Source organism: Lutibacter sp. (genome assembly GCF_013139515.1).
In the GTDB taxonomy this organism is placed as follows: Bacteria; Bacteroidota; Bacteroidia; order Flavobacteriales; family Flavobacteriaceae; genus Lutibacter.
Genome location: NZ_WTAR01000079.1, coordinates 1 through 11692 on the forward strand (window position 1 = coordinate 1; position 11692 = coordinate 11692).

Annotated in this window: 13 protein-coding genes; 12 read left to right on the forward strand and 1 reads right to left on the reverse strand. The window is 30.0% G+C overall.

What is annotated here, in order from left to right:
* The 12 genes from GQ540_RS07710 to GQ540_RS07765 all read left to right on the forward strand — a co-directional run.
* The coding region (locus GQ540_RS07710) for an asparagine synthase-related protein (protein WP_291799732.1) at nucleotides 1-472 on the forward strand (472 nt) is incomplete at its 5' end.
* 1 nt (nucleotide 473) lies between these two features.
* Nucleotides 474-1511, forward strand: a complete 1038-nt coding sequence (locus tag GQ540_RS07715; RefSeq protein WP_291799734.1) for a hypothetical protein — start codon at nucleotides 474-476, stop codon at nucleotides 1509-1511.
* Nucleotides 1501-2583 (forward strand): glycosyltransferase, encoded by a 1083-nt coding sequence (locus tag GQ540_RS07720; protein WP_291799735.1) that lies wholly within the window; start codon nucleotides 1501-1503, stop codon nucleotides 2581-2583. Before GQ540_RS07715 ends, GQ540_RS07720 begins: the two co-directional genes overlap by 11 nt.
* Before the next feature lie 20 nt (nucleotides 2584-2603).
* Nucleotides 2604-3803: a glycosyltransferase gene (locus tag GQ540_RS07725; RefSeq protein WP_291799736.1), complete on the forward strand. Its 1200-nt coding sequence runs from the start codon at nucleotides 2604-2606 to the stop codon at nucleotides 3801-3803.
* A 32-nt stretch (nucleotides 3804-3835) separates the two neighbouring features.
* Entirely contained in the window at nucleotides 3836-4963 is a 1128-nt protein-coding gene (locus GQ540_RS07730; protein WP_291799738.1) for a polysaccharide (de)acetylase, read from the forward strand.
* Between the two features lie 25 nt (nucleotides 4964-4988).
* On the forward strand, nucleotides 4989-6140 hold the full coding sequence (locus GQ540_RS07735; RefSeq protein WP_291799741.1) for a glycosyltransferase family 4 protein: 1152 nt from the start codon (nucleotides 4989-4991) through the stop codon (nucleotides 6138-6140).
* Nucleotides 6122-6739 carry a sugar transferase gene (locus GQ540_RS07740; protein WP_291799742.1) on the forward strand — a complete coding sequence of 206 codons (618 nt, stop codon included), beginning with the start codon at nucleotides 6122-6124 and terminating at the stop codon, nucleotides 6737-6739. Before GQ540_RS07735 ends, GQ540_RS07740 begins: the two co-directional genes overlap by 19 nt.
* Before the next feature lie 14 nt (nucleotides 6740-6753).
* Entirely contained in the window at nucleotides 6754-6972 is a 219-nt protein-coding gene (locus tag GQ540_RS07745; protein ID WP_291799755.1) for an acyl carrier protein, read from the forward strand.
* Nucleotides 6973-7013: 41 nt separating this feature from the next.
* On the forward strand, nucleotides 7014-8072 hold the full coding sequence (locus GQ540_RS07750; protein ID WP_291799745.1) for a 3-oxoacyl-ACP synthase III family protein: 1059 nt from the start codon (nucleotides 7014-7016) through the stop codon (nucleotides 8070-8072).
* Nucleotides 8072-8842 carry an SDR family NAD(P)-dependent oxidoreductase gene (locus GQ540_RS07755; RefSeq protein WP_291799747.1) on the forward strand — a complete coding sequence of 257 codons (771 nt, stop codon included), beginning with the start codon at nucleotides 8072-8074 and terminating at the stop codon, nucleotides 8840-8842. The genes GQ540_RS07750 and GQ540_RS07755 overlap by 1 nt, the downstream gene beginning before the upstream one ends.
* Nucleotides 8843-8849: 7 nt before the next feature.
* Nucleotides 8850-9503: an acetyltransferase gene (locus tag GQ540_RS07760; protein WP_291799749.1), complete on the forward strand. Its 654-nt coding sequence runs from the start codon at nucleotides 8850-8852 to the stop codon at nucleotides 9501-9503.
* Between the two features lie 239 nt (nucleotides 9504-9742).
* Nucleotides 9743-10336, forward strand: a complete 594-nt coding sequence (locus GQ540_RS07765) for a sugar transferase (protein ID WP_291799751.1) — start codon at nucleotides 9743-9745, stop codon at nucleotides 10334-10336.
* A 628-nt stretch (nucleotides 10337-10964) separates the two neighbouring features.
* Here GQ540_RS07765 and GQ540_RS07770 read toward each other — a convergent pair.
* On the reverse strand, nucleotides 10965-11345 hold the full coding sequence (locus GQ540_RS07770; RefSeq protein WP_291799753.1) for an HU family DNA-binding protein: 381 nt from the start codon (nucleotides 11343-11345) through the stop codon (nucleotides 10965-10967).
* Nucleotides 11346-11692 lie beyond the last annotated feature (347 nt).

The window sequence follows — 11692 nt, forward strand, 5'->3', positions numbered from 1 at the left end:
CACAACTCTTAAACAACGAAAATACGAATTGTTAACCTATTTACCTGATTTGTTGATGCGACAAGATAAAATGTCTATGGCGCATAGCATTGAAAACAGGGTGCCTTTTTTAGACAATGAAATGGTGAGTACTTCATTAAACATACCAGGAGATTTATTAATAGGAAAACACCAAGAAAAAAACGAAGCAAAAATGTTGTTAAAAGATATTTGTGCATCAAAATTTGGAGAAGATTTTTCATATAGAGAAAAAATGGATTTTGGAATCCCATTACGTTCTTTCTTTTCTTCAAAAGAATTTAAACAAAAATGGAAGAATCAAGTAGCACCAAGCATACAAAAAAGAGGTATATTTGAATTAAAGGAAATTTCTAATTGGGTAAAAAATGTAAGCAATGCAACAACCTACCAATTAGACGCCATTTGGCTGATGCTTAGTTTTGAATTATGGGCACAACAATATTTAGATTAATATGATAGCAATACACAATAACTTAAGCGATGTTTTATTTCATTATAGATGGGTAGCTTATTGCGAAGAGAATAAGATACCTTATAAATTGGTTGATTGTTATGCCAATAACATTATTGAACAATTAGAAGGTTGTAGTGCATTAATGTGGCATTATCATCAGGCAAGTTCAAAAGATATTGTGATGGCAAAACCATTGTTATTTGCATTAGAACAAAGTGGAATGCCTGTTTTTCCGGATTTTAATACAGGATGGCATTTTGATGATAAAGTAGGTCAGAAATACTTATTGGAAGGTTTAAAAACCGCTTTAGTACCTACGTGGGTTTTTTATGAGAAAAAGACAGCTATAGACTGGATTGAACAAACAAGCTTTCCAAAAGTATTTAAATTACGTGGAGGTGCGGGGTCTCAAAATGTACAGTTAGCTAAAACTAAAAATGCAGCAATAAAAATAGTGAATAAAGCTTTTGGAAATGGTTTTCCTGCCTATGATGCTTGGGGAAGTTTAAAAGAGCGGTTTCGTAAATGGAAATTAGGAAAAACAACGTTTTTTGATGTGGTGAAGGGATGCATACGGTTAGTACATAAACCACACTACACCAAAGTAATGGGAAGAGAAATAAATTATGTGTATTTTCAAGAATTTATTCCCAATAACGATTCTGATATTCGAATTATTGTAGTTGATGGTAAAGCATTTGGAATTAAAAGAATGAATAGAGAAAATGATTTCAGAGCTTCAGGTGGAGGAACTATTTTATACGATAAAGAACATATTAATGAAAAATGTGTAAAAGCATCGTTTGAATATTCAAAAAAATTAAAAGCGCAATGTATAGCCTATGATTTTGTGTTAGATAGTGAACAAAACCCATTATTAATAGAAATAAGTTATGGTTTTGCAAATGGAGGATATGATGCTTGTACAGGGTATTGGGATGAACAATTAAATTGGTATCCCGGTACATTTAACCCATATGGATGGATGGTGGAATTAATATTGAAACCAAAGGGTAAAAGTAATAATGAAGATTAAGACAGTTTGTTTTGTGATTCATTCTCTACATGCTGGTGGTATGGAAAGAGTCATGTCCGAATTATTAAATTATTTTGCAGGGGATAAAAATTACAAGGTACACTTAATTTTATATGGAGTTAAAAGAGAGGTATTCTACACTATTTCAAAGGATATAACAATACACAAACCTCATTTTGAATTTGATAATAATAGTAGATTTTTTTCTACGATTAAAACATTACTTTTTCTTCGAAAAAAAATAAAATCAATACATCCATTATCAGTATTGTCTTTTGGTGAACGGTGGAACAATATGGTATTGCTTTCAATGTTAGGAACAAAAACACCTATCTATGTTTCAGATAGAGCACAACCTGATAAAAGCTTAGGTAGTTTACATGATTATTTAAGAAAATGGTTATATCCAAAAGCTACGGGGGTTATTGTACAAACAGAAAAAGCTTTAGAGATTTTTCAAAAAATGTATAGACATACAAATTTTAAAATTATAGGAAATCCAATTCGACAAATACCAGAGAGAATTATAGAGAAAGAAAATATAATTTTAATGGTGGGTAGATATATACAATCTAAGCAACAAGATGTATTAATTAGAATTTTCTCAAAAGTAAAAGCCCCAAATTGGAAGTTAGTTTTGGTTGGTTATAATCATTTAAAACAACAAAATCAGCAACAATGGGAAGCATTAGCGAAAAAACTACATATAGCTGATCGTGTTATATTTACGGGGAAACAAGAAGATGTAGAGCAGTATTACCTTTCTAGTAAAATATTTGCATTTTCATCAGCTTCAGAAGGTTTTCCAAATGTTATTGGTGAAGCCATGTCAACTGAATTACCCATAGTTGCTTTTGATTGTATTGCAGGTCCAAGTGATTTAGTAAAAAATGGAGATAATGGTTTTTTAATTCCTTTAAATGATACTGAATTATTTAAAGAAAAATTACAATTTTTAATAGATACTCCAGAACTAATTGGCACTATGGGGAAAAGATCAAAAGAACGTATTGCAAAGTTTGAATTAAATTATATTTGTAGTGAATTTGAAAACTTTATCACTTCAAATTAAATTTTTAGAAATTAAACAACATGAAGCTCCTTCAAATAAATACAATTGTTAATTCTGGAAGTACGGGTAGAATAACAGAAGATATAGGTAGTGTAGCTATTGAAAATGGGCATGAAAGTTTTATTGGGTACGGTAGAGGAAATCAATCAAGCAAATCAAAATTAATTAAAATAGGAACCACAAAAGACATTTATATACATGGTTTAAAAACTTTGTTGTTAGACAAGCATGGTTTAGGTTCAAAAAAAGCAACAAAATATTTTATCGCTCAAATTGAAGAATGTAAACCAGATGTAATAGGTTTGCAAAATATACATGGGTATTATCTTAATTACCAAGTATTATTTGACTATTTAAAAAAACATCAATTACCAGTAATTTGGACATTTCATGATTGTTGGCCTTTTACAGGGCATTGTTCTTATTTTGAAATGGTTGCATGTGAAAAGTGGATAACGCATTGTGAAAAGTGTCCTCAAAAATCTAGTTATCCTAAAAGTTTTAATGATAGAAGTTTTAACAATTATAGAGATAAGAAAATCGCTTTTGTAGGTTTGAAAAATCTTCATATAATAACGCCTAGTTATTGGTTGAAGGAGAAGGTAGAACAATCTTTTTTAAAAGATTATACCGTTGAGGTAATTCATAATGGGGTTGATTTAAATAGATTTCGATTTTTAAATAAAGAATTGCCTAAAACCAATATTATTTTAGGTGTTGCAAGCATATGGGATAAGCGAAAAGGATTAGCAGATTTTATAAAACTTAGAGAATCCATATCCAATAAATTTCAAATAGTACTAATTGGATTAAATGATAGTCAAATAAAAAAACTACCTAAAGGTATAGTAGGAATACAACGAACAGAAAGCATTGAAGAGTTGGTAGCATGGTATAATAAAGCAATGGTATTTGTAAACCCAACATATACAGATAACTTCCCAACTACAAATATAGAGGCCTTGGCTTGTGGTACACCCGTAATTACGTATAATACAGGAGGAAGTCCTGAAGCAATTGACGGAAGCACAGGTATAGTAGTTGAAAAAGGAAATGTTCAAAAATTAAAGAATGCCATTGAAGAAGTTAGTAAAAAAGGTAAGGAGAATTATTCTTATTTGTGCCGTGAAAGAGCTGAAAAATTATTTAATAAAGATAAACGATTTCAAGAATATATCAATCTTTATACTAAATTATTAGTTTCATCAAAAGAAGGTTAAAGTGAAAAAAATGAGTTTATAATAATATTTACATGTTAAATAATATAAAAAGAAATATTAGTAACCTTCCAGGTTGGAGAACTAAAAGGCATATAATTGTTATAGAATCTGATGATTGGGGGAGTATAAGAATGTCTTCAAAAGAAAATTTTGAGAGCTTAAAAAGAGGAGGTATTAATGTAGGGAATAATCATTATAATACGAATGATGCACTAGAAAGTAATTCTGACTTAGAATTGTTAATGGAACTTTTAAGTAAACATAAAGACGCAAGTGGTAAAAGTGTTGTAATTACAGGAGTTAATATAGTTGCCAATCCAAATTTTGAAAAAATAAAGAAGAACGGATTTTCAAAATACGAATATGAATTATATACAGAAACTTGCAAACGTTATCCAGAGCATGATAGAGTTCATAATTTATGGCAGGAAGGAATTAAACAACGATTATTAGTGCCAGAGTTTCATGGACGAGAGCATGTAAATGTACAACGTTGGATGAAGGCTTTACAAAAGGGATGTAAATCTACGCATCTTGCATTTGAACATGGGGTTACAGGTATTTCAAGCGGAATACATGGAGAAAATATTGAAGGGTATCAAGCCGCTTTTGATATTGATACCTTGGATAATATTGAATATCAAAAAGAAGTTTTAGAAACAGGATTAGATTGTTTTGAACAATTATATGGTTATAAAGCAACATTTTTTGTTCCTCCCAATGGACCATTTAACAATAATTTAGAAAAAACTGTAAAAGAAGAAGGTATTAATTATTTAGGTACAGGTAAAATACAACTAGAACCCTTGGGGAACGGTCAATTTAAAAAACATTTTCGCTATTTAGGGAAGAAAAATAATGATGGATTGATTTATATGACTAGAAATGCTTTTTTTGAACCAAACTCATGGGAACACCCACAAACAAAAGATTGGGTGAATGATTGTTTAAAGGAAATTGAAATTGCTTTTAGGTGGCATAAACCTGCGACAATAAGCTCACATAGAACAAATTATATTGGTTGGTTAAATGCTAATAATAGAAGTAATGGGTTAAAAAAACTGGATGAATTATTAAAAAAAATTATTATAAAATGGCCAGATGTTGAGTTTATGACTTCTAGTGAATTAGGGGATATAATAACAAAAAGACGTCAATGATAAATAGTTCATTTTATAAACATTAATGGTAAAAGAGAATAAGACTATTAGTATTATCAATCAAGATTCGGGTTACTTGATGATAGATATTGCAAATGCATTTGTTGAAAATGGATTTAAAGTTAACCTTGTCACGGGGCGTTTAGTGCAACGAAATAAGAGTTTACATCCAAATGTAAGGATTATAAATATTGTTAAGTACAACCGTAATAGTACATTTAAAAGGGCTGCTACTTGGGGTTTAGCAACACTTCAATTATTATTATTAGCTTGGTTTAGATTGAGAAAAACACATTTATTAATAGTGTCAAATCCTCCAACAGCAACACTATTACCTCTAGTAATTAAGAATTCATATTCTTTACTTATTTATGATGTATATCCTGATGCATTAGTAGAATATAACATATTTAAGAAAGATTCATACCTAATTAAAAAATGGCAAAAAGTAAATACAAAAATTTATAAAGAAGCAGCCACTATCCTTACACTAAATGAAGGGATGAAAAATAGACTAGCGAAGTATATTTTTAAAGATAATATAGCCGTAGTACCTATATGGACAGATAATTCGTTCCTTAAACCAATTTCTAAAGAGAACAACCCATTTGTAATAGAACATAAATTGCAAGATAAATTTATAATCATGTATTCTGGGAATTTAGGAAAGACACATAATATTGAAATATTAATAAGTTTAGCTGAAATGTTAAAAGATGAATCCTCTTATATCTTAATAATAGGTGGAGGAACGCAGTTTACAAAAATACAAAGTCTAATTAAACAAAAAGAACTTAAAAACATTAAATTACTTCCTTGGCAGCCAGTTGAAAAATTACCTTTTACATTGGCTTCAGCAGATATTGGTGTTGTAAGTCTAGGCTCTGAAGCTTCTAACTTAAGTATACCAAGTAAAACATTTAACCTAATGTCAGTTGGAACCCCAATATTAAGTATTTCTGAGGTTGATTCAGCATTAGGGAAATTAATAGAGGAATATAAAATTGGTCAAAATTTTAAAAATACCGATGTGAAAAATATACTTCACTTTGTAGAAAGTTTAACAGAAGATAAAGAATTAAGAAGTTCTTATAGTGCAAATTCTTTAAAGGCTTCCAAAAATTTTGGACCTAATAATGCTTTTAAAATTGTAAAAACATGTATGCAAAACATATAAAAAGATCAATAGATTTTTTGTTAAGCTTATTTGGCTTAGTTCTAATTTCACCTATATTTATGGGTGTTGGTATCTTCCTATATTTTGTGACGAATGGAAAACCTTTTTTTACACAGGTAAGACCCGGATTAAATGAAAATTTATTTCGTTTGTTTAAATTTAAAACAATGAATGAAAAAGTTGATAAAGAAGGGAATTTATTACCAGACAAAGAAAGGTTAACAAAAATTGGAAGATTTATTCGTTCTACAAGTTTAGATGAATTACCGCAATTATTAAATGTGCTAAAAGGGGATATGAGTTTGATAGGGCCTAGACCTCTACTTATCAAATACCTAGATCGTTATTCAAAAGAACAAGCAAGACGCCATGAAGTACGCCCAGGCATTACAGGTTGGGCTCAAGTAAACGGAAGAAATAATATTTCTTGGGAAAGAAAATTAGAATTAGATAACTATTATGTAAATAATATTAGTTTTAAATTAGACTTTAAAATAATTGTTTTAACTTTGATTAAAGTGGTTAAAAGGGAAGGGATTAATGGTAGTAATAGCGCAACTTCTGAGGAGTTTCTAGGAAATTATAAAAGTAATAAATAATTAAAACGTTGATAATGAAAGAAAAATTTATTGAATTATTGAAAGAAGTATTTGAAATGGATGATCAAGAAATGAATATGGATGATGTGTTTCGTGATTATGATACTTGGGATTCTTTAACTCATTTGTCTTTAATTGCAATGCTTGATGACGATTATAGTGTTCAGATTGAAGATGAAGAGTTTAAAAAAATGATAACAGTTAGCGATTTATATAAAAAGGTTGCTAAGTAAAGTAGGGATATAAATTAGAGTATTTATTTAATTTTTAATAGATGGCATTGCTAAAATATACAGGAGTTGGAATACGGGGAATAGCTGCCGCTGTGCCTAAAAATATAATTAATAATTATGAATATACAGAACATTTTCCAAAGGAAGATGTTAAGGATATAGTTGATAAAGTTGGGATATTTGAACGTAGGTTTACAGATAAAAATACCACATCTTCAGATTTAAGTTTTGCGGCAGCAGAGAAACTGTTAAATGACTTAGATATTGATAGAAGCGAGATTGAATTATTGATTTTTGTATCTCAAACACCAGATTATAGGATGCCTGCTTCATCTATAATATTACAAGATAGATTAGGCTTGCCAAATTCAACTATTGCGTTTGATTTAAGCCTTGGATGTTCGGCTTTTATTTATGGGCTTTCTGTAGTTTATTCTTTTATGGAAAAAAGTGGCATAAAAAAAGCGCTCTTACTGAATGGAGAAACACGTTCTAAAGTGTATTCACCGAAAGATAGAATGACTGCTTTTATTTTTGGAGATGCGGGTGTTGCAGCGCTAATAGATAGAGATAAAAAATATGGAGAAAGTTATTTTTCCTTAAACTCTGATGGATCTAGAGCTTCTTTAATTAAAATTGAAGGAGGAGGTTATCGGAATATGAGTTCTGTTGAAACGGTAAAAGAAAAGGTTGTAGATGAATATGGAAATATTAGAACCGACGAACATGGGTATATGAATGGCGCTGATGTTTTTAATTTTGTTATTCGTGAAATACCTAAAGACATTAAAAGAATATTAGAATTTTCTGGAAGATCAAAAGAAAATTTAGATTACTATGTTTTTCATCAAGCTAACAATTATATTAATTCATATCTAGCAAAAAAACTAAAATTTGATACCAATAAAATACCTGCTACTATTCATAAATATGGAAATACGTCTTCTGTTTCCATTCCTTTAACAATAGTAAGTGAATTACAACATAAATTTGAACAGCCAAAAGAACTATTACTTTCAGGTTTTGGAGTTGGTATGTCTTGGGCGAGTAGTATTATTAAGCTTGACAATATTCACATATCAGAAATAGTTGAGATATAATGGAATACAATCCTTTTAGCCTATTAGGTAAAAGAATATTAATTACTGGAGCATCTTCAGGAATTGGTAGAGAAGTAGCAATAGTATTAAGTAAATTAGGTGCTACCACTATTTTATTTGGAAGAGATAGGGAACGTCTTCAAATCACAAAAAACATGTTGCAAAATGCTACTGAACATTTAATTTATTCAGTAGATTTATTAGATTCAGAGAAGGTGATGTTTGTTATTCATGATATGAAAGAAAGAGGGTTTAATATTGATGGCGTAATTAATTGCGCTGGGATTTCATCAACTATTGTTTTAAGATCAATTACAGAAGAGAAGTTGCAAAATCATTTTAATATCAATGTAAATTCTGGAGTTTTATTAATAAAAAATCTACTTTTAAAAAAGTATTCGTTATTGAATGAAGGAGGTAGTATTGTATTTATGAGCTCTGTGATGGGGTTAGTTGGTGAAGTTGGAAAAACAACGTATGCTATGACAAAGGGTGCATTAATTGCAGGCGTAAAATCTTTAGCTATTGAGTTGGCATTGAAAAAAATAAGAGTAAATACAATATCACCAGGTGTTGTAAAAACGCCAATGTCTTCAGCTTCTTTTTATAGTAAAAATGAGGAAAGTTTAAAAAAAATAGAATTGTTACATCCTCTTGGAATTGGTAATGTGGAAGATATTGCAAATGCATGTGTTTATTTAATTTCTGATGCTTCAAAATGGGTAACAGGTAGTAATTTAATTGTAGATGGAGGGTATTCAGCAAGATAATAAAATAATGATGGAATTAATAATTATTGGAGCGGGAGGACACGCTGCTGAGATTCAGGATTATGTATGTTTTTATAATGATTTACAAGTAAAAGAAGGTAATAAATATATAATAAAAGGGTTTTTAGATGATAATCCCAAGAGTTACTCCCAATACCAATTTAACGCACCGTTTTTAGGAGATATTAAATCTCATAAAGTGGATGAAAAAGTAAGTTATCTAGTTGGAATTGCCAGTGTAAAATACAGGCGGCCAATTATTGAAATGTTTAAAAATAAGCAAGCAAAATTCATAACATTTATTCATCCTTCAGCTTTTGTATCTAAATCTTCTGAAATAGGAGAAGGGGTAGTGATAGCCCCTAATGTGAATATTGGTCCCAATGTGAAAATTGGTAATTTTAATTTAATCAACTCAAGAGCTAGTATTGGACATGACACAAGTATTGGCAACTTTAATTTTATAACTCCTAATGTATGTTTTTCGGGTTTTACAAAGGTAGGAGATGAAAATATGTTTGGAATAAATAGCGCAACAATTCCTAATATTAAAGTTGGCTCCAGAAATATAATTTCTGCGGGTATGATTTTAGATAAAAATGTAAATGATGATACTACGGTATTTCACAGGTACAAAGAAAAAGTATTTATTATAAAATAAACCCGTTGTGCATTTTGATTTATTTTATGCATTTGAATGTCAGTTCGAGTAATTTTCTATAGAAAATTGTATCGAGAACTATTTTGAAAACGAAAATTTGATTCTCGATACTAATTTTACGCATTAACATTAGTTAAATTCACTCGAATTGACAAATTTTATTCAAAATGCACAACGAGTAAAATAACTATTTTACTACGGTTCGTTTCATTTTAAAATTGCTAAATCACACTTAAAATTTGATTAGATTCTTCGACCTACTTATAGCAGTAACTACTCTATTATTAATTTCTCCAATAGTAGTTGTTATCATATTGATAATGGTTGTTTTACAAGAATTTCCAGTACTGTTTTTACAAACTAGAATAGGTAAAAATTTTAAACCGTTTACCATTTATAAATTCCGTACTATGCATTCGTTTACAGAAGATAAACAAGGGTTAACTAAAGGGTTTTCAGATAAAAGAATAACCAATATAGGATTGTTTTTAAGGAAATATAAACTAGATGAATTGCCACAATTATACAATGTATTAAAAGGAGATATGTCTTTAGTGGGTTCAAGGCCACAAGTGCCTTATTATACTAAAAAATTTGAAAAATTATACACTCAAATCTTAGTTAAAAAACCTGGGGTGTTTAGCCCAGCTGCAAGTAAGTATAGTAATGAAGAAGAACTATTAGACAAGGTTGACAACCCAACACATTATTATGAAACTGTATTAGTTCCCATAAAATGTGAAATGGATATACAATTAGTGAAAAATTTCACATTAAAAAAGTATATAGAAGTGCTTTTAGGCTATGTTAAAAAAAGTGTTTTGAAATGTTAGTTTAAGCATGGTCATTGAGGTGTAACAAAGCACCCTCATGATTGAACCGTCATAGCGAAAGAGGCACGATTGAAGCAATCTCATGAATAGAACTTCAAAGTTACAGATTACTTCATTCCACTGCGTTACATTCGTAATGACGAAATGTACCGTCATTGCGAGGAGATGCGACGAAGCAATCTTCCATTACAAACAATAGATTACTTCATTTCACTATTCCTACGCGCAACCTGGCACCTTCATTAAAAACAGCTACCAGCTGTTTTCTTTACTTTCGGTCCTGTAATGACGAAATGCGCCGTCATCCTTGAGTTTGATTGGGGGGATCTTTCAAAAAGGAGAGCAATTAGTAATTTAGTATTTATAGGTACAGATCCCGCATCAGGTGCGGGATGACAGTTTGGTATGTTATTTTCAGTTTAAAAATTAATGTTATCCTCAGCTTGTCTGGGAATCTTTAATGTTAAAGAGTTTTTTAAAAGTCCGGTTCCTTATTCTAAAAGCTTTGTTACTTTTTTTTAAAGCTCCGTTACTTATTTAAAAAGTAAGGTTACTTTTTAAAGAAAAATGATGAGACAAAAAAAGGGAGATGTCAAAGACATCTCCCTTTTTAGTAAAAAAGAACATGTTACGAAACCTTTTCGTATTTCAAGTTCGACAATAGTGTAGAAAATTCATGCGCTGGTCTAAATCGCACATTTAGACTCTTAATTTTAGAAATTGTAAATTCCTCTTCAGTAGCAACACCTTCAGAAGAAATTGTTGACCTAAAGGTTCCAAAATCACCTAGCTTTATAATTTTACCGTTGGCAATTTCGTCAGGAATAATTTGTAACAATCCTTCTAATACAGCCATAGTATCCATCATACTTACTGTACTTTCTCTGCTGATACGCTTCCCAAAATCACGAATTGTTAATGTTTCCTGCGCTTGTTTTATTGGAAACAATTTATTTACTTCTGTTAAATTTTGAGGGTTTACTTTCCCTCTTAAACTATATTTAATCATTTTATGATTTTTTTAATGAATGCACAACTTTACGATAGGCCGCTGTACGAGCCTTTTAAAAATACACACCTTTTATTTAGAAAATCTAAGGAACCGTGAATTTTGGTAATTTTTTATTGCACGCGTTGTGTTATGCAATAGTGATTTTTGAAATGAAGTTAGAACATGTTTTAGCCTATTAAAATTTTCGTTAAAAATCTTAGGTAGGCTAAAAGAAGTAATGTAGATTTGTAATGTAAAAAAAATCTGACGCTTCTTTTAGCGTTACCTTTTAAAAAAGTCTTAAAGCTCCAACTTTAAGGCTTTTGTTTTTATATTCAAAAAACAATTTTAATACTTCTAATTGT

Bases quoted from the DNA above. Each gene is read 5' to 3' on its own strand.
- GQ540_RS07715 (WP_291799734.1), top strand. From the start codon at position 474: ATGATAGCAATACACAATAACTTAAGCGATGTTTTATTTCATTATAGA.
- GQ540_RS07720 (WP_291799735.1), top strand. From the start codon at position 1,501: ATGAAGATTAAGACAGTTTGTTTTGTGATTCATTCTCTACATGCTGGT.
- GQ540_RS07725 (WP_291799736.1), top strand. From the start codon at position 2,604: ATGAAGCTCCTTCAAATAAATACAATTGTTAATTCTGGAAGTACGGGT.
- GQ540_RS07730 (WP_291799738.1), top strand. From the start codon at position 3,836: ATGTTAAATAATATAAAAAGAAATATTAGTAACCTTCCAGGTTGGAGA.
- GQ540_RS07735 (WP_291799741.1), top strand. From the start codon at position 4,989: ATGGTAAAAGAGAATAAGACTATTAGTATTATCAATCAAGATTCGGGT.
- GQ540_RS07740 (WP_291799742.1), top strand. From the start codon at position 6,122: ATGTATGCAAAACATATAAAAAGATCAATAGATTTTTTGTTAAGCTTA.
- GQ540_RS07745 (WP_291799755.1), top strand. From the start codon at position 6,754: ATGAAAGAAAAATTTATTGAATTATTGAAAGAAGTATTTGAAATGGAT.
- GQ540_RS07750 (WP_291799745.1), top strand. From the start codon at position 7,014: ATGGCATTGCTAAAATATACAGGAGTTGGAATACGGGGAATAGCTGCC.
- GQ540_RS07755 (WP_291799747.1), top strand. From the start codon at position 8,072: ATGGAATACAATCCTTTTAGCCTATTAGGTAAAAGAATATTAATTACT.
- GQ540_RS07760 (WP_291799749.1), top strand. From the start codon at position 8,850: ATGATGGAATTAATAATTATTGGAGCGGGAGGACACGCTGCTGAGATT.
- GQ540_RS07770 (WP_291799753.1), bottom strand. From the start codon at position 11,345: ATGATTAAATATAGTTTAAGAGGGAAAGTAAACCCTCAAAATTTAACA.